General features: G+C 73.3%; 19 protein-coding genes. 7 read left to right on the top strand and 12 right to left on the bottom strand.

All coding sequences use genetic code 11. The features are described 5' to 3' along the window. Positions 1-532 precede the first annotated feature (532 nt). A complete protein-coding gene (locus ACFSL4_RS17640; protein WP_381083609.1) occupies positions 533-2,179 on the bottom strand; it encodes a DUF7800 domain-containing protein in 1,647 nt (548 codons plus the stop codon). A gap of 79 nt (positions 2,180-2,258) precedes the next feature. After that, positions 2,259-2,903: an HNH endonuclease family protein gene (locus tag ACFSL4_RS17635; RefSeq protein ID WP_381083607.1), complete on the bottom strand. Its 645-nt coding sequence runs from the start codon at positions 2,901-2,903 to the stop codon at positions 2,259-2,261. Positions 2,904-3,294: 391 nt separating this feature from the next. On the opposite strand from ACFSL4_RS17635, the gene ACFSL4_RS17630 reads away from it, so the two are divergent. Together ACFSL4_RS17630 and ACFSL4_RS17625 are read left to right on the top strand one after the other, a co-directional pair. Continuing rightward, a complete protein-coding gene (locus ACFSL4_RS17630) occupies positions 3,295-3,876 on the top strand; it encodes a TMEM165/GDT1 family protein (protein WP_381083605.1) in 582 nt (193 codons plus the stop codon). Between the two features lie 277 nt (positions 3,877-4,153). After that, positions 4,154-4,819 carry an HAD family hydrolase gene (locus tag ACFSL4_RS17625; RefSeq protein ID WP_381083603.1) on the top strand — a complete coding sequence of 222 codons (666 nt, stop codon included), beginning with the start codon at positions 4,154-4,156 and terminating at the stop codon, positions 4,817-4,819. 105 nt (positions 4,820-4,924) lie between these two features. On the opposite strand, the gene ACFSL4_RS17620 is transcribed toward ACFSL4_RS17625, so the two are convergent. Next, complete coding sequence (locus ACFSL4_RS17620) at positions 4,925-6,103, bottom strand: peptidoglycan-binding domain-containing protein (RefSeq protein ID WP_381083601.1); 1,179 nt, start codon at positions 6,101-6,103, stop codon at positions 4,925-4,927. 234 nt (positions 6,104-6,337) lie between these two features. On the opposite strand from ACFSL4_RS17620, the gene ACFSL4_RS17615 reads away from it, so the two are divergent. Then, positions 6,338-8,434 (top strand): MDR family MFS transporter, encoded by a 2,097-nt coding sequence (locus ACFSL4_RS17615; RefSeq protein WP_381083599.1) that lies wholly within the window; start codon positions 6,338-6,340, stop codon positions 8,432-8,434. A gap of 59 nt (positions 8,435-8,493) precedes the next feature. Here the strand turns inward: ACFSL4_RS17615 and ACFSL4_RS17610 are convergent, their stop codons facing one another. Both ACFSL4_RS17610 and ACFSL4_RS17605 read right to left on the bottom strand, forming a co-directional pair. Continuing rightward, the gene (locus tag ACFSL4_RS17610; protein ID WP_381083597.1) at positions 8,494-8,985 is read right to left on the bottom strand and encodes a GNAT family N-acetyltransferase; all 492 of its coding nucleotides are present in this window, start codon (positions 8,983-8,985) and stop codon (positions 8,494-8,496) included. 119 nt (positions 8,986-9,104) lie between these two features. Continuing rightward, positions 9,105-9,509, bottom strand: coding sequence for a DnaJ family domain-containing protein (locus ACFSL4_RS17605; RefSeq protein ID WP_381083595.1), 405 nt, complete (start codon positions 9,507-9,509; stop codon positions 9,105-9,107). A gap of 117 nt (positions 9,510-9,626) precedes the next feature. Between ACFSL4_RS17605 and ACFSL4_RS17600 the strand changes: the two genes are divergently transcribed. After that, complete coding sequence (locus tag ACFSL4_RS17600; RefSeq protein WP_381083593.1) at positions 9,627-10,022, top strand: FHA domain-containing protein; 396 nt, start codon at positions 9,627-9,629, stop codon at positions 10,020-10,022. Between the two features lie 14 nt (positions 10,023-10,036). Here ACFSL4_RS17600 and ACFSL4_RS17595 read toward each other — a convergent pair whose 3' ends face one another. Beyond that, positions 10,037-10,711 carry an O-methyltransferase gene (locus ACFSL4_RS17595; RefSeq protein ID WP_381083591.1) on the bottom strand — a complete coding sequence of 225 codons (675 nt, stop codon included), beginning with the start codon at positions 10,709-10,711 and terminating at the stop codon, positions 10,037-10,039. 120 nt (positions 10,712-10,831) lie between these two features. Then, the gene (locus ACFSL4_RS17590) at positions 10,832-11,230 is read right to left on the bottom strand and encodes a hypothetical protein (protein WP_381083589.1); all 399 of its coding nucleotides are present in this window, start codon (positions 11,228-11,230) and stop codon (positions 10,832-10,834) included. A gap of 139 nt (positions 11,231-11,369) precedes the next feature. Here ACFSL4_RS17590 and ACFSL4_RS17585 point away from each other — a divergent pair, with 139 nt between their 5' ends. Then, entirely contained in the window at positions 11,370-13,418 is a 2,049-nt protein-coding gene (locus ACFSL4_RS17585; protein ID WP_381083587.1) for a bifunctional glycosyltransferase 87/phosphatase PAP2 family protein, read from the top strand. A 20-nt stretch (positions 13,419-13,438) separates the two neighbouring features. Continuing rightward, on the top strand, positions 13,439-13,678 hold the full coding sequence (locus ACFSL4_RS17580) for a hypothetical protein (protein ID WP_381083585.1): 240 nt from the start codon (positions 13,439-13,441) through the stop codon (positions 13,676-13,678). Between the two features lie 396 nt (positions 13,679-14,074). Here the strand turns inward: ACFSL4_RS17580 and ACFSL4_RS17575 are convergent, their stop codons facing one another. Next, positions 14,075-15,310, bottom strand: a complete 1,236-nt coding sequence (locus ACFSL4_RS17575; protein ID WP_381083583.1) for a cytochrome P450 — start codon at positions 15,308-15,310, stop codon at positions 14,075-14,077. 261 nt (positions 15,311-15,571) lie between these two features. Here ACFSL4_RS17575 and ACFSL4_RS17570 point away from each other — a divergent pair, with 261 nt between their 5' ends. After that, entirely contained in the window at positions 15,572-16,741 is a 1,170-nt protein-coding gene (locus tag ACFSL4_RS17570) for a steroid 3-ketoacyl-CoA thiolase (protein WP_381083581.1), read from the top strand. 116 nt (positions 16,742-16,857) lie between these two features. Here the strand turns inward: ACFSL4_RS17570 and ACFSL4_RS17565 are convergent, their stop codons facing one another. The 4 genes from ACFSL4_RS17565 to ACFSL4_RS17550 form a co-directional block, all read right to left on the bottom strand. After that, entirely contained in the window at positions 16,858-17,271 is a 414-nt protein-coding gene (locus ACFSL4_RS17565) for an aggregation-promoting factor C-terminal-like domain-containing protein (protein WP_381083579.1), read from the bottom strand. A 525-nt stretch (positions 17,272-17,796) separates the two neighbouring features. After that, positions 17,797-18,672 carry an ECF transporter S component gene (locus ACFSL4_RS17560; RefSeq protein ID WP_381083577.1) on the bottom strand — a complete coding sequence of 292 codons (876 nt, stop codon included), beginning with the start codon at positions 18,670-18,672 and terminating at the stop codon, positions 17,797-17,799. Beyond that, positions 18,669-20,399 carry an ABC transporter ATP-binding protein gene (locus ACFSL4_RS17555; RefSeq protein ID WP_381083575.1) on the bottom strand — a complete coding sequence of 577 codons (1,731 nt, stop codon included), beginning with the start codon at positions 20,397-20,399 and terminating at the stop codon, positions 18,669-18,671. Before ACFSL4_RS17555 ends, ACFSL4_RS17560 begins: the two co-directional genes overlap by 4 nt. Next, on the bottom strand, positions 20,396-21,484 hold the full coding sequence (locus tag ACFSL4_RS17550) for a CbiQ family ECF transporter T component (RefSeq protein WP_381083573.1): 1,089 nt from the start codon (positions 21,482-21,484) through the stop codon (positions 20,396-20,398). Before ACFSL4_RS17550 ends, ACFSL4_RS17555 begins: the two co-directional genes overlap by 4 nt. Between the last annotated feature and the right edge of the window lies 1 nt (position 21,485).

Genomic DNA, 21,485 nt, shown 5'->3' with positions numbered 1-21,485 from the left:
CGCCGGGGTGCGTGCGGGGTCGACGCGCGCCGCGGTGCGGCCAGGGGCCGCAGGCGGCGCCGGACGACCGCGGCTCGTGCCCGGGACCGGTGACGCGGCTGCGGGTCGTCGTCCCGGACGCCGGTCCCGGACGTCGCGTCCCGCCCCTGGCCGGGGGCGGTGGCCGGAGGTCGTGGCCTGGGGGTCGGGGGTTGCGTGCCTGGCGTTGGTCGGCGTGGCCCGGCGGCCAGGCGCGCGGCGAGCGTCGCTGGAAGCCGGATCCCTGCCCCTGACGCCGGGCGCCGGCCTCGGAGACCGCATCCCCTGCCTGGACCCCGGCGCCGTCGGCCCGGACCCCGGACCCCAGGCCCCGACCCCGCCGGCCCGGACCTCGGCCCTGTCGTCCCGGGTCCCGGACCTCGGCCCTGTCGGCCCGGACCTCGGCCCTGTCGGCCCGGGTCCCGGCCCTGTCGGCCCGGACCTCGGTCCTGTCGGCCCGGGTCCCGGACCTCGGCCCTGTCGGCCCGGACCTCGGCCCCGTCGGCCCGGTGTCTCACGGGTCGGTGAGGTGGGCTTGCTCCACGGTCGTCAGGTGGGCCGAGCCCGTTCCGTCCGGGCGGGCCCGCAGTACCCGCAGTGACGCGGAACGGCCGCGCAGGGTCAGGGTCATGAGCTGGTTGCCGAACCACGGGCCGCCCGTCCGGCGCCAGTCGAGGCCGGGTAGCACGCCCCGGCCGTGCCGGGCGATACGGCGGCCCAGGGCGCGTCCCGGGCCGCTCCAGCCGAGACGGAAGCCCAGTCTGATGGCCAGCGGGACGGAGTTGTGCACGGGGGAGCAGGTCAGCTGGAGGACGCGGGCGTCGGGGCCGCCACCCGGCCACTCGGGCTCCGCGATGTACGCGTGGTGCACATCGCCGGACAGCAGGCACACGCTCGCCGGGGCGCCCGGCCCCGTACCGGCCTCGGCGACGAGCTCCGCCAGCGCCTGGAAGGACTCGGGGAAGGCCGCCCAGTGCTCCAAGTCGGCCAGGCGGCGCAGGCGTTCGCCGTAACGGGCCCAGCGCTCGCCGCGCTCGCCGCGGCACAGGGCGGCACTCCACGCCTCGGCGTCGTGCACCAGGTGGGGGAGCAGCCAGGGCAGGGAGGTGCCGATCAGCAGGTGGTCGCAGGTGTCACGCGCGCCGAGGGCCTGCTGCCGGAGCCACTCCGCCTCCGCCGGATCGAGCATCGACCGGCCGCCCTCGTCGAGGACCCGCGCCGCGCGGGTGTCGAGCATGACGACCCGGACGCGGCCGAAGTCCCGGCGGTAGCTCCAGCGGACCGAGGAGGGGTCGGCGTCGGCCTGGGCGGCGTACGCGCGCAGCACGTCCGTGCCGTCCGGGGTCCTGCGCACGGCCGCGTACAGCGGGTCCTCGGCCAGCTGGGCCGGGGACAGGTTGCCGAGGTGCTGGTGGACCCAGTACGACATCAGGCCGCTCAGCAGCCGCTCGCGCCACCACGAGGTGGCGCGCATGTCGGCGAGCCAGGACGCGCTGGTGTTCCAGTCGTCGATGATGTCGTGGTCGTCGAAGATCATGCAGCTGGGCACGGTGGACAGCAGCCAGCGGACCTCGGGGTCCAGCCAGGACTCGCGGTAGAGCCAGGTGTACTCCTCGTAGTCCGCCACCTGGCCGTTCGGCGGGTGGGCGAGACCGCGGCGGGCGGCGATCCGGTCGCGGATCGTCGCGGATGTCTCGTCCGCGTACACCTGGTCGCCCAACAGCAGCAGCACATCGGGGCGTTCGGCGTCCGGGTCGGCGGCGAGGCCCGCCGCCAGCGTGTCCAGCGCGTCGGGCCCCAGCCCCACCCGGTCCCTCTCGCCGACGGGAGGCGCGGCCCAGCGGCAGGAGCCGAAGGTGACGCGGACCACCTCGGGATCGGACGTGCGGATCACGGAGGGCGGGAAGGACGAGTCGGGCAGCGGCCACACGGGCGTCCCGTCCAGCAGCACCTCGTACGCCTCGGCGGTGCCGGGTGCGAGGCCCGCCACCGGCACGATCGCGTAGTGGTGCCCGGCGATCTGGAAGGTGCGGGCCGTGCCGCGGGCGCCGCCGGCACAGCGCACCTCGGCGGTGCACGGGCGGCTCGCCTCGACCCAGACCGTCGCGGACGACTCGTCCACGTATCTCAGCAGCGGCCCCAGGCGCAGACTCGTCGCCATGGCGATCACTCCCCTCCGTCGCCCCGTACGGTACGGGGCGACGGAGGGGCGCGGGGAGGGTCCGGAGGCCCCGGGGGGCTCAGCAGTTCGCGAGATAGCTCTGGAGCGCGCTCTTCTCGGCCGAGTCGACGGAGAGGCCGTAGTAGTACTTCACCTGCACCCAGGCGCGGACGTAGGTGCAGACGTAGGCGGACCGGGACGGGACCCACGTGGCGGGGTCCTGGTCGCCCTTCGCCTGGTTGACGTTGTCCGTGACGGCGATGAGCTGCGGGCGGGTCAGGTCGTTGGCGAACGCCCGGCGCCGGGACGTCGTCCACGCGCTCGCGCCGGAGTCCCACGCCTCCGCGAGCGGCACGAGGTGGTCGATGTCCACGTCGGAGGCGGCGGTCCAGGTGGCGCCGTCGTACGGGGAGTACCAGCTTCCGCTGGTGGCGGCGCAGGAGGAGTTGGTGACGACGTTCGTGCCGTCGCGCTTGAGGACGGTCTCGCGGGTGTTGCAGGTGCCGCTGATGGTGATCCAGTGGGGGAAGAGGTCGCGGCTGTAGCCGGTGCGGTTCTCCGCCGCCACGGTGAGCGAGGCCAGGTAGCTGCGGGCGGTGGCGGCGCTGACCGGGGTGGGGAGTGCGGCCGAGGCGGTCGGACCGTTGAGGAGTCCGACCGAGGCTATGAGTCCGGTGAGGGCGGCCAGGACGCCGAGGCGTCGACGCGCGTAGACCTTGGGCATTGGGGACTCCCTTGTGGGGTGGGGTGTCGAGCTGCGGGCGGGGAATGCTCGCGAGGGGGCGTTGCCGGAAGGTGTGGTTTCGGTAAGAAGTTAATGACGAGTACATGACACTACAAGGGGTGCGGCGTGACTTTTGTCGCACGGGTGGCGTCCGGTGGTCGCTTACCATGGACGGCGCAGAAGGGGAGTAGCTCTTCGCCGGACCGTCGACATACTGCTCAGCTCGCCTGAGCCGGCGCCCGGAGACTGACCCGTACGGGTCGGCCAGCGAGACCTTCGGCCAGCAGTGCACGCCCGTGCCCCACGGTACGGGCGACCCGTGTGCTGCCGTGCCGAGGTGTCGCAGCAGTCAAGCACTCTCGGCGGGGCGGCCCCGACCGATTGAGGAACCTTGATCAGCATCACCGTCCTGGCGCTCGCCTTCGGCGTCGTCTTCCTGGCCGAACTGCCGGACAAGACGGCCCTGGCCGGGCTTGTCCTCGGCACCCGCTACCGCGCCTCGTACGTCTTCGCCGGTGTCGCCGCCGCCTTCCTGCTGCACGTCACGCTCGCCGTCGCTGCGGGCAGCGTGCTGACCCTGCTGCCGCAGCGGATCGTGCACGCGCTCACCGGTGTGCTCTTCCTCGGCGGCGCCGCCGTGCTGCTGCTGAAGAAGGGCGAGGGCGAGGAGGAGATCCGGCGGCCCGAGAACCAGAGCTTCTGGAAGGTGTCGGCGGCCGGGTTCATGCTCATCCTGGTCGCCGAGTTCGGGGACCTGACCCAGATCATGACGGCGAACCTTGCGGCCCGTTACGACTCACCGCTGTCCGTGGGCCTTGGTGCGGTGCTCGCCCTGTGGGCGGTCGCGGGTCTCGGGATCGTCGGCGGCAGGGCGCTGATGAAGAGGGTGCCGCTGCGGCTGATCACGAAGGTCGCGGTGCTGCTGATGACGGGTCTCGGGGTGTGGAGCCTGTACGAGGCCGTGGCCGCGTGACGTGACGCGAAGTGAAGCGGCGGGGCCGGGGTGGGGCGGTGGCCGCCGGACGGGTCCGCGGTGTCCCGCCGGCCGCCTGGCGGTGACCGGCTGGTGTCCCTGCGGTGTCCGTCCCGGAGAGGGCCGCGTCGGTGCAGGTCGGAGGCGGTGGCGGGATGGACGGCTGTTTTGTATCGTGTAGGAACAAAGTGGCTCCCGCCCGCACCTCCCTGACCGGTGGGCGGGGCCGCCTTGTCTCCCCGGGGCCCTGCCGGTCCCCTTCCCGCGCCCTGGAGCCATGCCGATGACGGCCACGACCGTTCTCACCGCCCGCGCCCTGCTGCTGGACATGGACGGCACCCTCGTCAACTCCGATGCCGTCGTGGAGCGCTGCTGGCGACGCTGGGCCGAGCGGCACGGGCTGGACGCCGACGAGGTGCTGAGGGTCGTGCACGGCCGGCAGGGCCACGCCTCGATGGCCGTACTGCTGCCCGACCGTCCCATGGAGCAGAACCATGCGGACAACGCCCGCATGCTCGCCGAGGAGACCGCCGACATGGACGGCGTGGTCGAGATCCCCGGCGCCGCCGCCTTCCTCGCCTCCCTCGCCGGGCTGCCGCACGCCCTCGTCACCTCCGCGGACGTCGCGCTGTCCACCGCGCGCATGACGGCCGCGGGGCTGGCGCCGCCGGACGTGCGGATCACCGCCGAGTGCGTGGGCGCGAGCAAGCCGGACCCCGAGGGCTTCCTCAAGGGCGCCGCCGAACTGGGCGTCGCGCCGGGGGACTGCGTCGTCTTCGAGGACTCCGGCGTGGGCATCGCCGCGGGGCGCGCCGCCGGGATGCGAGTGGTCGGGGTCGGCCCCCGGGCCCGTGCGCACCACCCCGACGTCCTCGTCCGGGACCTCACGCGGGTGCGCGCGGCGGGCACGGCGGACGGCGGGATCTCCCTGCGCATCGGCTGACCGGACCGCCGGCCGGACCGCCGGCCGGACCGCCGGCCGGACCGCCGGCCGGACCACCGACCGGACCGCGGCTCCCGGGCCGACGGGGCGTCCGCTCTGCGGGACTCAGGGCTGGGTCGTCTCCGACTCCAGTCTCGCCCTCGTCGCCGGCCCGTACACCCCCGGTGCGTCCTGTCTGATGCCGCGGCCGAACTGGTAGTTGCGGACGGCGTACTCCACGTGCCTGCCGTAGTTGCCGTCCGCGGGACCGAAGTACAGGCCCACCTGGCGCAGGCGCAGCTGCAGTTCGGTGACCTCGGGACCCCTGTCGCCGGGGCGCAGCACCGGGGCGCTCTTTTCGTTCGTGGCCGGGGATGCCGTGGCGGTGGTCTGCGCGGGCGGGGCGTGGCTCGCCGTGGCCGAGGGTGACGGGCTCGGTGACGCCGTCGACGGCGACGCCGAGGGTGACGGGCTGTCGCTCGGTGACGGCGCAGGGCTCGCCGAGGGTGTGGCCGAGGACGCAGTGGGCGCCGGCGTCGTCGGGCCGTCCGACGGTTTCTCCGGCACGCTCGCGCGTATGTCCTCGGGCAGTGCTCTGGCCCGTTCCGGCGGGTCGTACGAGAACAGCCCGCCGGCGATCCCCGCGGTCGCCACCACCGCGGCGACCGCCCCGCCGGCGGCCAGCAGCACGGTGGTGCGCCGCGGTCGCAGCGGTCGCCGGGGCGCCGTGCCGTCCGCTCGCTCCGGGCCGGCCGGCGCCGAGGGCACGGCGGTGAGCCGCATGGTCTCGTCGGGCGCGATCCCGGGGGACATACTCCCCTCCGGCGCGGCTGCGCGCCGCCCCGTGCCGTCGTCCGTCACGGCGGCAAGCCGCATCGTCCGGTCGGCGGACGCCGGGGCCCGCTCGGAGTCGTCCGTCCGCAGGGCGGCCAGCCGCATCGTCTCGTCGGCGGGCGCCGGGGCCCGCCCCGACCCGTCCCGCACGGCGGCAAGCTGCATCGTCTCGTCCGGTTCCGCCGCGCCCCCGGGCGACTCCCGCGCGGCCGGTTCCGACGATGCGGGAGCCCGTGTCCGCGTGGTGGCGACCTCCGTCTCCACGGGAGCCTGTGTCTCCGCGGCGGTGACCTCCAGCTCCACGTACGGCCGGATGCGCAGCGGATCGAAGTCCTCGGCCGTCGCCGCGTCCGCCGTGCGCGCGTCCCGGAGCGCGTCGGACGCCCGTCGGGTGCACGCGCACGACGGTGTGCCGTCGGGCCGCCGCGGTGCCGCGCACTCCGGGCAGGTCCGTCCGTTCGTTCCGCTCACGCGTGGGTCCCCTCCCGCCGAATGTGCAGAGATTATGCAGATCTCCCGCACGCAATCTCCCGGGAACCCCCGGAACCGCCGCCTCCCATCGGGACTCAACAGGCCATAACCGGTCACACCGATCAGGATGAGAGAGCAGAGAGCGCAGGATGGACGAGTGACCCCGGGGCGCGCGGGCACAGTGCCCGGTCCCGGGTGCACCAGGGCCGTACGGCCCGTGCACGGGAGATCTCCATGACCGACGACACGCAGGGCAGGACGGGGGAGGCCGAGGCGGCGGGCGCGGCGGCGGCCGCCGCACGGCACCACGCGGCGCCCGGGCGGGAAGAGGTGCACGGCGGCGTCCTCGTCTCCATCGGCGCGCTGCTGCTGGGCATGCTGCTCGCCGCCCTCGACCAGACGATCGTGTCCACCGCGCTGCCCACCATCGTCAGCGACCTCGGCGGTCTCGAACACCTGTCATGGGTGGTCACCGCGTATCTCCTCGCGTCGACCGCGGCCACCCCCCTGTGGGGCAAACTCGGCGACCAGTACGGCCGCAAGAAGCTGTTCCAGGCCGCCGTCGTGCTCTTCCTGGCCGGCTCCGCGCTGTGCGGCACGGCGCAGAACATGCCTCAGCTCATCGCCTTCCGCGCCGTCCAGGGCCTCGGTGGCGGCGGGCTCATGGTGCTGTCGATGGCGATCGTCGGCGATATCGTCCCGCCGCGCGAGCGGGGCCGTTACCAGGGGCTCTTCGGTGCCGTCTTCGGCACGACCAGCGTGCTCGGGCCGCTTCTCGGCGGGCTGTTCACCCAGCACCTCAGCTGGCGCTGGGTGTTCTACGTCAACCTGCCCGTGGGCATCGTCGCCCTCGCGGTCATCGCGGCCGTGCTGCGCATCCCGGGGAAGGCCGAACGGCATGTCATCGACTACCTCGGCACCGTCCTCATCGCCGCCGTCGCCACCTGCCTGGTGCTGGTCGCCTCCCTCGGCGGCACCACCTGGGGCTGGGGCTCGCCGCAGATCATCGGCCTCGTCGTCCTCGGCGCCGTTCTGCTGCTGGCCTTCGTACCGGTCGAGCGCGCGGCGGCCGAGCCTGTCCTGCCGCTGAAGCTCTTCGGCATCCGCACCTTCACGCTCTCCGCCGTCATCAGCTTCATCGTCGGCTTCGCCATGTTCGGGGCGATGACCTATCTGCCGACCTTCCTGCAGGTCGTCCAGCAGGTGAGCCCGACCATGTCCGGTGTGCACATGCTGCCGATGGTGGCGGGCATGCTGCTGTCCTCGACCGCCTCCGGGCAGATCGTCAGCCGCACCGGCCGGTGGAAGGTGTTCCCGGTCACGGGCACCGCCGTCACCACGATCGGCCTGCTCCTGCTCCACCGGCTCGACGAACACAGCAGCACCGCGGAGATGAGCGGCTACTTCTTCGTCTTCGGGCTGGGCCTCGGCCTCGTGATGCAGGTCCTGGTACTGATCGTGCAGAACGCCGTGGCCTACGAGGACCTCGGCGTGGCCACCTCCGGCGCCACCTTCTTCCGCTCCATCGGCGCCTCGTTCGGAGTGGCCGTCTTCGGCGCGGTCTTCGCCGGCCACCTCGGCGGCCGGCTCACGGCGGCGCTCGCCGGGCGCCCGCTGCCGGCCGGTGTCACCGCGGACACCCTGAAGGCCGACCCGCGCGGCATCGCGGCCCTCCCCGCCGCCCTGCGGCTCGCCGTCCTGCACGTGTTCGCGTCGTCGATCACCGATGTCTTCCTCTACGCGGCCCCGGTCGCCCTTCTCGGCTTCGTGCTGGCGTGGTTCCTGCGCGAGGACCGGCTGCGCGGCTCGGTGACCGCGCCGGACGTGACGGAGACGCTGGCGAGCAACCCGGTGCAGCGCTCGTCGTACGACGAGGTGTGCCGGGCGCTGTCCGTGCTCGGCTCGCGGGAGGGGCGGCACGAGATCTACCAGAAGATCACCCGACGGGCCGGGTACGATCTGCTGCCCGCGGCGAGCTGGCTGCTGCTGCGGATGAAGAAGTACGGCTGGGCCGAGCCGGGGATGCTCGCCGAGCGCAGCGCGGTACCGCTGAACGTCGTCCTCGCCGCGGAACGGCAGGTGGAGGAGCGGCATCTGGCGGTGCGTGAAGGACTCGACCTCGTCCTGACCGCGGAGGGCCGCCAGGTCGCCGAACGCCTGGCCGCCGCCCGCGAGGAGTCCTTGGCCGAGCTGCTCGGCGACTGGTGGGGGCCGGACCGCCCGACCGACCTGATCAAGCTGGTCCAGGAAATCAACGCGGAGTTGTGCGGCTCGGACGCGGAACGCCCGCAGGAGGACACGGGGACGCGCTCGCCCCGGCGCCCGGGGTGAGACGTGGTGCGGAAGGCCGTGGTCGGGCTTCAGCCCGAGGAGCAGGCCCGAGGAGCAGGTCAGGACAGCCGTTTGCCGAACCAGTGCTCCGCGTACGGCTGGTCGTTGTGCGGCTCTGTCTCCGCATAGCCGAGGCTGGCGTACAGGGTGCGGGCCTCCACCAGGTCGTGGCGGGTGTCGAGCACCATCCGCCGCGCGCCGAGCGCCCGGGCCGCGCTCTCGGCGGCGGCCACGAGGAGCGGGGCGCCGCCCTTGCCGCGCCACTCCTCGTGCAGGAAGACCCGCTTGAGTTCGGCCGTGTCCGGGTCCGTCAGGCGGATGCCCGCGGTGCCCGCCGGTGCGCCCTCGTACCGCGCCACCAGGAGCACCCCGCCCGGCGGGGCCAGATAGGCGCCGGTGTCCGCGGCGATCTCCCGCTCCAGTTCGGCCGGGTCGGTGCGGCGCCCTTCGTGCAGGAGGTACCAGCGGTCGCTGACCTCCGTGTAGTACGCCCGCCAGAGGGCGGCGGCGACAGGGGAATCGAAGCGTTCCGGGGTGACGGTCCAGGCCATGCCGGACATTGTCGGGAGGGGCCGGGCGGGCCACGCAACCGGATATCGGGGGCGCCGCCGTGCGCGGACCGGGGCCGGGCGGCCCGCACCCCTACAGGGTCCGCGCCCCTGCCAGGCCCTCAGCCCTGCCGGCGCTCGCGCCAGTTCCGGACGATCTCCTCGACGTCGTACGGCTTGAGGCCCAGCGGCGGGCCCGGCGGCGGCTGGAACATCATGGCGCGGATCTTCGTGTTGAGGGCCTCGACCAGCCGGCGCACCGCTCGCTCGGACGGCGCCGCCGCGGTCGCCGCCAAGGTGTCCTCCGCTTCCTTGCGCAGCTCTAGCGTCGGCGGCAGGACCGCCACCCCCTCGCGGGCCATCTTCCGCTTGATCCACCACAGTTCGTCGTATTCCGTCTCCGTGAGGGCCGGTGACGGCTTGCCCGCGCCGGGGAGGTTCGCGAACTCCCCGCGCGCCTCGGCGTCGCGGATCTGATGTTCGACATAGGACTCGAAGCTGACACCGGGTGGCTTGCGCTCGGTCATGGATCCATTGTGCCGGATGTCACCCGACGGGGTGATCGGGCGAATTATCATTCCGCAGCGGTACGCCGGACCGTCCGGCCGCGTACCACTGGACCGCCGCACTCAGGAGGAGCGCACGTGCTCGAACTCACCATGGCCTCGGTGTCCGGGGCGGACGCCGGGGCGACGGCCGGGATGCTGATGGCCGACGCGCCGAGCGAGCCAGGCTCCGTGCTGCGGGTGGGCAGGGACAAGTCCGTGTGCCGGCTGGCCACTCCGGACGACTGGCTGTTCGTCTCGCGCGTCCACCTGGAGTTCTTGTGCGGGCAGGACGGAGGATGGCAGGTCACGTGGCTGCGCGGCTCGCATGCCGAGCCCTCCTCCGAGGTGCGGCTGGCCCTGGCCGGCCTCCCCGCACAGTCCCTCCCCTACGGCGGTACCGCCATGCTCCCGCGCGGCAGCTCGGGTGAGCTGATCGTCCAGGACCGCACGGGCCCCCGCAGCATCAACGTGGGCTTCTTCCACGAGGTGTAGCGGGGCCCGGCGGCTCAGCCCACGACCCGCGCCAGCGCGAAGCCGTCGTGGCCCTTGGTGCCCACCGTCTGGACCGCCGTGCCGCTGAGTCCCGGGTGCGTGGCGATCAGTTCGAGCGCGGCCCGGGTGCCCCGCACGCTGGGGTCCTCGCTGCCGGCGTCGGTGACCCGGCCGCCGCGCACCACGTTGTCGAGCACGATCAGGCTGCCGGGGCGGGTGAGTCTCAGGGCCCATTCCACGTAGTGCGCGTTGTTGGCCTTGTCCGCGTCGATGAAGACCAGGTCGAACGGCTCCTGCCGCTCCTCGGCGAGCTTGGGCAGTGACTCCAGCGCGGGGCCGACGCGCACCTCGGTGATCCGCTCCAGGCCCGCCCGTGCGAGGTTGCGGCGGGCGACCTCCGCGTGCCTGGCGTCGTACTCGAGGGTGATCAGCCGGCCGTCCTCCGGCAGGGCGCGGCCCAGCCAGATCGTGCTGTAGCCGCCGAGCGTGCCGATCTCCAGGATGCGGCGCGCGCCCTGGAGCCGGGCGAGGAGCTGGAGCAGCTTGCCCTGGTTCGGTGCGACGTTGATGGCCGGGAGCCCGGCCGCGTCGCTGTCCCGCAGGGCCGCGGCGAGCGTCTCGTCGGCGGGGCAGAGCAGAGAGGTGAAGTAGGCGTCGACGTCGTCCCAGAGCGGTTGTGCCGTGCTCATGCATCTTGCCTTTCCGGTGTGTCCGGACAGAGAGCAGTTAGACGGGCTAAGTAGAGTCCCTAATGAATATAGCCGGGGTGGATCGCCGCAGCCGCGGAGATCGCCCGATCGGGGAGGGTGTCAGTCGATCGGGGGGCGAGTGCACCGGCGGCGGAGGTGTGGCCCGCCGTCACCTGCCGCCGCCCGTCCGGCATCATCGCGCCGCAGCCGCAGCCGCAGCCGCAGCCGCAGCCGCAGCCGCAGCCGCAGCCGCAGTCGCAGTCGCAGTCGCAGTCGCAGTCGCAGTCGCAGTCGCAGTCGCAGTCGCAGCCGCAGCCGCAGCCGCTGGCGTGCGCGGGTGTCGCCGGCGAGTCCGGCTGCAGTGCGGGTGGCGCCGGGGTGACGGCCGGGACCCGCCCCCGCGGGCGCCCGGCCGGAGTGTTCCGCATCCCCCATCGCCCTTTCCGCCATGCCGTTCGGCAAGGTCGCGGACGGCGCGGGCGGCGGGGCGGAACCGGTCTGCGCGCCCACTATCGTCATCCGGACAAAGTGGGGCACTTCTCCGAGGAGAGGGCTGGCTGCGTCTCGCGCATCAAGAGTGCCGCCAAGCTCATAGGGTTCGGGCAAATGCACACGCAGGGGACGTACGGGATGAACGCGGCGGGAGGGCCGGCAGGGCGTGGCGAACGTGGAACACAGCGGGCAGATGGGCACTGCCCTGGCAGCGGGGGCCTCGGGGACGACGACATCGAGACTGGCGGCGGTCCGCCTCGGCATGTGGCTGCTCGCCGCCGTCCTCGCGGCCCGGCAGATCGCCGTGGTCCTGCGCACCCCCAGGAACGACCGCCTCACCGATCTGGAGACCTGGGTCGGCGCCCGGGGCGTGCTGCGCCCCAACGGCTCGCTGTACGACTCGACCCGATTCACCGGTACCCCCTTCGGGGGACTCGTCCTCAAACCGCTCACCCGATCGGTTGAACAGGCCCTCGGCTGGGCCTGGACCTTCGGCACGCTCCTGCTGGTCGTGGCGCTCGGTCTGATCGCCGCGCGGGCCCTGCCGCAGCCCGTGAGCCGTCGGACCTCGCTGCTCGCCGCGCCCGTGGCGATCAGCCTGCTGATGCTGTCGCTTCCGGTGCGCAACACCATCCACCTGGGACAGACCAGCATCATCCCGGTGCTGCTGGTCCTGCTCGGCTGTTTCGTGGCACGCGGGGAGCGCCAGAGCGGCGTGCTGATCGGGGTCGGGGCGGCCCTTCAGCCGACCGTGCTGCTGTTCGCGCCGCTGCTGTGGTTCACCGGGCGCCGGCGGGCCGCCGCCTCGACAGCCGTCACCTTCGCGCTGTGCACCGCGCTCGCCTGGGCGGCGATGCCGGACGACTCGTACACCTACTGGGTGCACCATCTGGCGGGTGTGGGCCTCGGCGGCAAGGCGGACGACCACGCCAACCAGTCCCTGCACGGCGCGCTGTTGCGGCTGGGGCTCACCGGACCGCTGGAGATCTGCCTCTTTCTGGCGCTCGGCGCGGCCGTCGCGGCCGTGGGTCTGCGCCGCGCCGTGCGGTACGCGCGCGACGGCCAGTTACTGCTCGCGGTCGCAGTCACCGGCTGCGTGGCGGTCGCCGTGTCGCCGACGACCTGGCAGCACCAGCTGCTGTGGGTGCTGCTCGCAGTGGTCGGGCGGCCCGGTGGCCGCGCCTGCGACCGGTATGTGTGGCCGCTGGCCGTGGTCCTGGTGATGACGCTGCCGGCGAAGGTCCTGATCCCGAACGTGGCGGCACTGCACCCGCTGCGCGACAACGTCATCCTGCTGGCGGCCCTGGCCGCCGCCTGCGCGCTGCCGTTCCCGGACCGCGCGTCCCCCGCCTACCGGTCGCCGCGTCCCGCCGTGTACGCCCCGGCCCGTCCCTCCCGGGTGCCGCTGTCCCGGTTCCGGCGTCGTGTGCTCAGCCGCCCCAACCTGCTGTTCGAGCTGCTGCTGATCCGGGTCTGCTACGCCGCCTACTCCTGGGTGCGGCTGACCGCGACCGGCAGCCGGGCCACCGCGGAGGCGCACGGCAAAGAGATCCACGCGATGGAGAGGGACCTCTCCATCGACATCGAGCACTGGGCCAACCACACCGTGGTGACGGTGCCGCGGCTGGAGCACTTCCTGAGCTTCTACTACGAGTCGTTCCACTTCGTGGTCCCGCTGGCGACGCTCGCCGTGCTCTACTCCCGGCGGCCGGCGGACTACCGGTGGGCGCGCACCGCGCTCGGCTTCGCCACGCTGCTCGGCCTCCTCGGCTTCTGGCTCTACCCGCTGGCCCCGCCGCGGCTGATGCCGGGATCCGGCTTCATCGACACCGTGCACGGTGTGCAGGACTTCGCGAAGCCCGACTACGGGGTGATGACGGCGGTCACCAACCAGTACGCCGCCATGCCGTCCCTGCACTTCGGCTGGTCGCTGTGGTGCGGCATCGTGATCGCCGCGCCGGCCCCCCGCCGGTGGATGAAGGCGCTGGGCCTGCTCCACCCGCTGTTCACGCTCTCCGCGATCGTGGCCACCGCCAATCACTGGGTGCTCGACGCGGTGGGCGGCGCGGCCGTGGTGGGCGCGGGCTTCGCACTCACCCGTCTGCTGTCCGGGCCGCGGGCGGTGGTCGCCGCCGGCCCGGACGGCGAACGCCGGCCCACCGCCGGACGGTTGCCGACCGACGAGCATGCGAAGGCCCTGGGGCTTCCCGGATAGGGAGCCACGAGGGAAGCCGCGTGGTCTTCCTGGAGCCGACCGCCGAGGCACGGAGTGCCGCACCCGGCCGGCAGGCGCGTTCCGCGGTACAGGGCGCCCGGATCGCGGTTCGGCAGGCCGAGGAGGATCGGCAGGCCGAGGAGGAGATGTCGCGTGAGCACTTCGCGCGACACGACGGCGGGGTCGTCGGCCCGGCCCGGTCGGATGCGCACGAGCGGGACCTCGACCTCTTGGGAGGACGTCATCAGCCGGCATCCTGAACTGGCGCACCCGCGGCCCGGCGGCGCCCCGCAGACCACCCCGCGGGCAGCGGCCCGGCGCGGCGGCGCCCTCGGGCGGACGGCGCCGCTGATCCTTCCGGCTCCGGCCGCGCTCCGCCCGGGGCTGTGGGGGATCGACCGGAGCGACGGCACGTGGCGGGACGAGCCGGTGACCTACCAGGTGGCGCACCGCTGGTGGGGCCGTCTATGGGCCCTGTTCCGCAATGTGGTCGCCCACGCCCGAAGCCGGCCGTCTGGTCGTCCCGGCCGCTGCCGCGCGGCCGCCCTCCGGGTGCCGCGCGCGCCGTCATTGCCGGGGGCAGGGGGGGCGTGGGGGTTGCCCCTGCCTTCCTGGAGACGGGCCGGCGGCGCCGGGAAGCCGGCGGCCCGAGCGTGTCAGCCGGCCGTCACCCGCAGTTCCTTGACGCCGTTGATCCAGGCGGAGCGCAACCGGCGCGGGTCGCCGGCCGGCCTGAGGTCCGGCATCGTGTCGGCGATCGCGTTGAAGATGAGGTCGATCTCCAGCACCGCCAGGGACTTGCCCAGGCAGTAGTGCGGGCCTCCGCCGCCGAAGCCGAGGTGCGGGTTGGGGTCGCGGGTGATGTCGAACCGGTCCGGGTCGTCGAAGACCTCGGGGTCGTGGTTGGCGGAGGAGTAGAACAGGCCGACCCGGTCGCCCTTCCTGATCTGCCTGCCGCCCAGTTCGGTGTCCTGGGTGGCCGTGCGCTGGAAGGACACCACCGGGGTCGCCCAGCGGACGATCTCCTCGGCGGTGGTCGCCGGGCGCTCCCGCTTGTAGAGGTCCCACTGGTCGGGGTGGGTGAGGAAGGCGTGCATGCCGTGCGTGATCGCGTTGCGGGTGGTCTCGTTGCCGGCGACGGCCAGCATCAGCACGAAGAAGCCGAACTCGTCGGAGGTGAGGTTGCCCTCGTCCTCGGCGGCCACCAGCGTGGTGACGATGTCCTTGGCCGGGCACTGCTTGCGGTTGGCGGCCATGTTCATCGCATAGGCGATGATCTCGGTCGCCGATTCGGCCCCCACCTCCTCCGTGATGGCGTACTCGGGGTCGTCGTAGGCGACCATCTTGTTGGACCAGTCGAAGATCTTGGTCCGGTCCTCCTGCGGGACCCCGATCAGCTCGGCGATGGCCTGGAGGGGGAGTTCGCAGGCGACCTCGGTGACGAAGTCGAAGGGCCCCCGGTGGGCGACCGCGCCCCGGGCTATGGCGTACGCGCGGGCGCGCAGCCGCTCCTCCAGGGCCCGGATGGCGCGCGGTGTGAAGCCGCGCTGCACGATCTGGCGGACCCGGGTGTGCTCGGGCGGGTCCATGTTGAGCATGATCAGGCGCTGGGCGTCGATCGCGTCGCGCTCGATGTGCTCGTTGAAGCGGATGATCGCGGTGTTGAGGTACGAGGAGAAGATCTCCGGGTGCGTGGAGACGTACTTGACGTCCGTGTGCCGGGTGACGGCCCAGTACCCCTCGTCCTGGAAGCCGGCGAGGCCGGCCGGCTGGGGTATCCAGCGCACGGGTTCGGCGCGGCGCAGCTCGGCGAACTCCGGGAGGGGGACGCGGTGGTGCAGCACATCGGGGTCGGTGAAGTCGAACCCGTCGGGCAGCGCTGGACAGGGCATCGGCGACTCCCACCATTCTGACGGACCATCAGGAAGTTGCCGTGAAGGTAGTAACGGGTTCTACAAGTCGCAAGAGGTGTGACGCCCCGAATTGCGTGGGGGATTCGTGCAGATCACGGCTTCCGGGGCTGCAAGACCCTTGCGATTGTGGACAGGGTGTCAGCAGACTGCATGCAGAACTAGAACGCGTACTAGTTCTGCGTGGCGGGTGGGCCGGGACGCCCGCGCCGCGCGGGTGACCGAGGAGAGGACGAGCCCCCCATGGCCGCGGAACCCGTGATCGTCGAAGCCGTACGCACTCCCATCGGCAAGCGCGGTGGCGCGCTCGCCAATCTGCACCCCGCCTATCTGCTGGGCGAGACCTACCGTGAACTGCTCGGCCGCACCGGCATCCACGCCGACTGCGTCGAACAGATCGTCGGCGGCACGGTGACGCACGCCGGCGAACAGTCCATGAATCCGGCGCGCACGGCCTGGCTGGCCATGGGGCTGCCGTACGAGACCGCGGCGACGACCGTGGACTGCCAGTGCGGCTCCTCCCAGCAGGCCTCCCACATGGTGGCCAACATGGTCGCGACGGGTGTCATCGACATCGGGATCAGCTGCGGCGTCGAGGCCATGTCGCGGGTTCCGCTCGGCTCGGGGTCCAAGCACGGGCCGGGCAAGCCGTTTCCGGACGAGTGGAACGTGGACCTGCCCAACCAGTTCGAGGCGGCGGAGAGGATCGCCCGGCGCCGGGGCCTGACCCGGGAGAACGTGGACTCCCTCGGCCTCATCTCGCAGGAGCGGGCGGCGATCGCCTGGTCGGAGGAGCGCTTCAAGCGCGAGACGTTTGCGGTGCAGGTGCCGACCACCGAGGACGAGCAGGGGGCCGGCCAGGGAATGTGGCGGCTGGTGGACCGGGACGAGGGGCTGCGGGACAGCTCGATGGAGGGCCTGGCGGCACTCAAGCCGATCATGCCGACGGCCGTGCACACGGCGGGCAACTCGTCGCAGATCAGCGATGGCGCGGCGGCGGTCATGTGGGCGTCCAAGCGGATGGCGCGGGCGCTCAAGCTGAAGCCGAGGGCGCGGATCGTGGCGCAGGCACTGGTCGGGACCGACCCGCACTTCCACCTGGACGGGCCGATCGACGCGACGCGGGCGGTGCTGGGCAAGGCGGGGATGTCCCTCAAGGACATCGACCTCGTGGAGATCAACGAGGCGTTCGCGTCGGTGGTGCTGAGCTGGGCGCAGGTCTTCGGACAGGACCTGGAGAAGGTGAACGTGAACGGCGGCGCGATCGCCCTCGGGCACCCGGTGGGCGCGACGGGCGCCCGGCTCATCACGACGGCCCTGTACGAACTGGAACGCACCGACAAGGAGTTCGCGCTCATCACGATGTGCGCGGGCGGTGCCCTGGCCACCGCGACGATCATCCAGCGGCTCTAGCCGCGGTCTCCCGGAGGGGCCGGCCGGCGGATTCGTACCGGGGCCGGGCGGGTGGGTGCGCGAAGGCGGCGGTCACGAGGGACCGCCGCCTTCGGGGCTCGTCGGGGTGGGGCCGATCAGTACCAGTGGTGGGTCTGCCAGAAGTTCCATGCCTCGACCGGGCTGCCGTAGCGGGAGTTCATGTAGTCCAGGCCCCACTTGATCTGGGTGGCCGGGTTGTGCTTCCAGTCGGCGCCGGCGGACGCCATCTTCGAGCCGGGCAGCGCCTGGACCAGGCCGTAGGCGCCGGACGACGAGTTGGTGGCGTGGACGTTCCAGCCGCTCTCGTGGGAGACGATCTTGTTGAATGCCTCGTACTGCGCGGCGTCCGGGATCATCTTGTGAGCGATCGTCTGCGCGGAGGAAGCCGAGGCGGCGGCGGCCTGAGCGGGGGCCGAGGCAAGGACCATACCGGTCGTGGCTGCGGCGACGGCGGCGGCGGCGATGGCCTTCTTCGGGGAGGCGATGCGACGGATGAAAGAGACGGACACGGGGCACCTTTTCGTTCGGGAACGGGGGTGTCGCGGCACGCCGGAACCATGCGGAGGCGGTGGGGGCCTGCCGTGGCGTCGGACCCGGTGGGCTCCTCGGCGCCTGACGACGGGATCCAGAGAAGCAGCTGTGCCAAACGTCCGCAATGACCCCTTTTACTAGTTGTGGTCGCATTCGCGATGACAGTCGCTCGTGTGACCTGGCTCTCATCGCCCAGGTCAGGGGCGCGATCAACGCGTCCATGTCAGGTACTTCGATCTACGGCCCCGCCTCGTAGGTGACCCCCGTCACGTGGGGCTCCTCACGGTTTGGGTCACGGAACGCCGAGAGACGGATGCGGACCGCGATGAAGCGGTGTGACCCGGGTCGCAGACGGGCCGGCCGGAGTGTGACCCAGGTCTCGGTGCGACTGTGGCCCGGGTCGCGCCTCACGCGGGCGCGGATGTGACCGGCGCCGCACGTACGGGAGTTGGGGAGTGGCCGGCGGCACAGAAGGGAGGCGGAAATGTGACCGGCGGCGCACGCTACCGCGGTTCGAAGGCGACCGGGCTCTCGAACGCGGCACGCCGGGTCGCCCGGCGCAGCGCCTTGAGCACGGCCGGGCCGAGGAGGCAGGTCAGTACGACCGTGACCACGGCACGGCCCAGGTCCCAGCCCAGGGACGTGGCCGTGCAGTACGCGAGGAAACGGGCGAGGTTGGCGGCGAGCCCGGCATGCGGGTCGTAGGCGATGCCCGAGGCGAGCGCGCCCATGAAGGGCCAGCCGGCCAGGTTCATGACCGTGCCGTACGCGAACGCGGCCCCGAACCCGTAGCCGGCGAGCATCACCACCTCACCCCGCCCCCGCAGCCGGTCGGCACCCGGCAGCAGCCCCGCGCCCAGCGCGAACCAGCCCATCGCCAGCATCTGGAACGGCAGCCAGGGGCCGACCCCGCCCGTCAGCAGCGCCGACGCGAACATCGTCACGGCCCCGAGCACAAACCCGAACCCCGGCCCGAGCACCCTCCCGCTCAGCACCATCAGGAAGAACATCGGCTCGATGCCCGCGGTCCCGGCGCCGATCGGCCGCAGGGCCGCGCCGGTCGCGGCGAGCACGCCCAGCATGGCCACGGCCTTCGGGCCGAGCCCCGACTCGGAGATCGTCGCCGCCACGACCGCGACCAGCAGCAGGAGCAGCCCCGCGAACAGCCAGGGCGCGTCCTGGGCGTGCGCGCCGAGCTGGGAGGCCGGGTCGGCGAACAGGGGCCAGACGAACCCCGCGGCGCCGACCGCGCTCACCAGGGCCAGGGCGGCGAGCGAACGGGGTCCGAGGCGGACTGCGCGGGCCTGGGCGACGGTGTCCGTACGCGGCCGGGAGCGCGTGGCCGGCAACGCGGCGGGCCCGGGGCGGCGGGTCGTCATGACGACAGCGCCTGACGGACCTGGGCCACCGTGAGCCACTGCTGCGGCGCCAGCACCTTCGTCACCTGCGGCGCGAACGAGGGGGAGGCGACGACCACCTCGGCGGTGGCGCCGTCGGCGACGACCTCGCCGTCCGCGAGGATCACCACGCGGTGGGCGAGCTCGGCGGCCAGTTCCACGTCATGGGTGGCCAGCACGATGGCGTGCCCCTGGGCGGCCAGCCCGCGCAGCACGGCCACGAGACGGGACTTCGCCGCGTAGTCGAGCCCCCGCGTCGGCTCGTCCAGGAGCAGCAGCGGGGGACGGGCCGTGAGGACGACGGCGAGCGCGAGCGCCAGCCGCTGCCCCTCCGACAGGTCCCGGGGATGCGCGTCGTCCGCCACGCCCGGCAGCAACTCGGACACCAGCGCCCGGCAGCTGCCGGGGGCGGCACCCGCGTCCCGGTCCGCCGCCGCACACTCGGCGGCCACCGTGTCCGCGTACAGCAGGTCCCTCGGCTCCTGCGGTACGAGGCCCACGCGCCGCACCAGATCCCGCGGGGCGGTGCAGTGCGGCGCCACGCCGCCGACGCGGACGGACCCTCGGGCCGGTTCGACGAGTCCGACGAGCGCGGCGAGCAGTGTGGACTTCCCGGCGCCGTTGCGCCCCATCAGCGCCACGGTCTCGCCCGGCGCGACGGCGAGGTCGACGCGGTGCAGGGCCTCGACGAGGCCGCGGCGGACGGCGAGGGATGCCACGACCGCCGGGGGACGGGGCGTCGAGGGAGGCGGGGCGGCGGTACGCCTGCGCAGGAAGCGGCGGGGGGCGGGGGCTTCGGCGGGCGCGGTGTCCGCCGGGCACGGGTGCGGCCCGCTAGCGCTTGCGGTGCCCGCGCTTGCGGTGCCCGCGCTTGCGGTGTTCGTGGGCGCGGTGCCCGCGAGCCGTTCGCGCAGGGCGCCCGCGCGGCGGCGGGCGTCCCGGATGGTCAGGGGCAGCGGCGACCAGCCGGCCAGCCGGCCCAGGTCCACCACCGGCGGGTACACCGGCGAGACGGCCATCACCTCCGCGGGGGTGCCGAGTACGGGGCGGGCGCCGGGGGCCGGAAGCAGGACGACCCGGTCGGCGTACTGGACGACCCGCTCCAGCCGGTGCTCGGCCAGCAGGACCGTCGTGCCGAGGTCGTGGACGAGCCGTTGCAGCACGGCCAGGACCTCCTCGGCGGCCGCCGGGTCCAGCGCGGACGTGGGCTCGTCCAGGACGAGGACCTTCGGGTGCGGGGTGAGCACCGAGCCGATCGCGACGCGCTGCTGCTGCCCGCCGGACAGGTCGGCGATCGGCCGGTCCCTCAGGGCGGTCAGCCCGAGCAGGTCCAGCGTCTCCTCGACCCGCCGGCGCATCACGTCCGGGGCGAGCCCCAGCGACTCCATGCCGTAGGCGAGTTCGTCCTCGACCGTGTCCGTCACGAAATGGGACAGCGGGTCCTGCCCCACCGTGCCCACCACGTCCGCCAGTTCCCGCGGCTTGTGGGTACGGGTGTCGCGCCCGGCCACCGTGACACGGCCGCGCAGGGTGCCGCCCGTGAAGTGGGGGACCAGCCCGCTCACCGCCCCGAGCACCGTCGACTTGCCGACCCCAGAGGGACCGACGAGCAGCACCAGCTCGCCCTCCGGGACCGTGAAGTCGACGCCCTGGACGGCGGGTCCGGCCGACCCGTCGTACCGCACAAAGACGTTCTCGAAGCGGATCACACGGGCTCCTCGGGGGCGGGGGTGACGAACGCGGGCAGCAGACCGAGCAGCACCGCCGCCGCGGGGAGCAGGGGGAGCGCCGGGGCGGTCAGGGGGATGACGCCGGGATACAGGGCGGACGGGTCGGTGGCCGCGGACACGGCCAGCCCCGCCGCCGCCGCGATCCCCGACGCGGCGACCAGCCATGCCCGTGCGTCCCACACGTCCGGCCGGTGGCGCGTGCGCGGTGACCGGCGGCCCCCGAGCCGCAGCCCGGCGAGCGCGGCGGCCAGCCCGGTGAGCAGGACGGGCAGGCCGTAGCCGCCCCCTTCCGCGGTGAGCAGCCCGTACGTGCCCGCGCACACCCCTAGCAGACCGCCCAGCGTGAGGGCCGTGGTCGTGCGGCGGACGCCGGGTGGGACGTCGGCGGTGCGGCCGTAGCCGCGCGCGTCCATCGCGGCGGCGAGCGCGACGGAACGCTCCAACGCGCCCTCCAGCACCGGCAGACCGACCTGCAGCAGACCGCGCAGCCCCCGGTCGGGACGGCCGCGCAGCCGGCGCGCCGCACGCAGGCGCCGGACGTCCGCGACGAGGTGCGGGGCGAAGGTGAGCGCGACGACGACCGCGACCCCCGCCTCGTACAGGGCGCCCGGGAGGGACTTCAGCAGCCGTGCGGGGTTCGCGAGGGCGTTCGCGGCACCGACGCAGACCAGCAGGGTGGCGAGCCGGAGACCGTCGTACAGGGCGAAGACGAGGGCCTCGGCGGTGACCCGGCCGCCGATGCGGATGCCCTGCGCCCAGTGCGGGAGGGGGACTTCGGGGAGGGTGAGGACGGTGTGGGTGCCGGGGAGGGGCGAGCCGAGGACCACGGCGAACAGGAGACGGACGGCGAGGACGGCGAGACCGAGCCTGGCGAAGGCGGAGTAGGAGCGGGACCAGGGCGCGGCGGTGCGGCGTGCCGCGACGACGTAGGCGGACACGGCGACCAGGAGGCCCAGCAGGAGGGGGTTGGTGGTGCGGGTGGCGGCGGTGGCGAGACCGAGCGCCCACAGCCACCAGGCGCCCGCGTGCAGGGCCGGCCGGGCGCCACGGGGACGGGATGCCATC

The organism is Streptomyces caeni (assembly GCF_042678285.1).
Classification (GTDB): Bacteria; Actinomycetota; Actinomycetes; order Streptomycetales; family Streptomycetaceae; genus Streptomyces; species Streptomyces caeni.
The sequence above is the reverse complement of the archived record's forward strand: the minus strand, read 5'-3'. Positions and strand labels throughout refer to the sequence as shown.

What these genes read in the sequence shown, in the direction of transcription:
- ACFSL4_RS17595 (WP_381083591.1), bottom strand. Translation starts at nt 10,711, where the DNA reads ATGAGCACGGCACAACCGCTCTGGGACGACGTCGACGCCTACTTCACC.
- ACFSL4_RS17640 (WP_381083609.1), bottom strand. Translation starts at nt 2,179, where the DNA reads ATGGCGACGAGTCTGCGCCTGGGGCCGCTGCTGAGATACGTGGACGAG.
- ACFSL4_RS17615 (WP_381083599.1), top strand. Translation starts at nt 6,338, where the DNA reads ATGACCGACGACACGCAGGGCAGGACGGGGGAGGCCGAGGCGGCGGGC.
- ACFSL4_RS17590 (WP_381083589.1), bottom strand. Translation starts at nt 11,230, where the DNA reads ATGACGATAGTGGGCGCGCAGACCGGTTCCGCCCCGCCGCCCGCGCCG.
- ACFSL4_RS17575 (WP_381083583.1), bottom strand. Translation starts at nt 15,310, where the DNA reads ATGCCCTGTCCAGCGCTGCCCGACGGGTTCGACTTCACCGACCCCGAT.
- ACFSL4_RS17625 (WP_381083603.1), top strand. Translation starts at nt 4,154, where the DNA reads ATGCCGATGACGGCCACGACCGTTCTCACCGCCCGCGCCCTGCTGCTG.
- ACFSL4_RS17550 (WP_381083573.1), bottom strand. Translation starts at nt 21,484, where the DNA reads ATGGCATCCCGTCCCCGTGGCGCCCGGCCGGCCCTGCACGCGGGCGCC.
- ACFSL4_RS17635 (WP_381083607.1), bottom strand. Translation starts at nt 2,903, where the DNA reads ATGCCCAAGGTCTACGCGCGTCGACGCCTCGGCGTCCTGGCCGCCCTC.
- ACFSL4_RS17610 (WP_381083597.1), bottom strand. Translation starts at nt 8,985, where the DNA reads ATGGCCTGGACCGTCACCCCGGAACGCTTCGATTCCCCTGTCGCCGCC.
- ACFSL4_RS17570 (WP_381083581.1), top strand. Translation starts at nt 15,572, where the DNA reads ATGGCCGCGGAACCCGTGATCGTCGAAGCCGTACGCACTCCCATCGGC.
- ACFSL4_RS17560 (WP_381083577.1), bottom strand. Translation starts at nt 18,672, where the DNA reads ATGACGACCCGCCGCCCCGGGCCCGCCGCGTTGCCGGCCACGCGCTCC.
- ACFSL4_RS17605 (WP_381083595.1), bottom strand. Translation starts at nt 9,509, where the DNA reads ATGACCGAGCGCAAGCCACCCGGTGTCAGCTTCGAGTCCTATGTCGAA.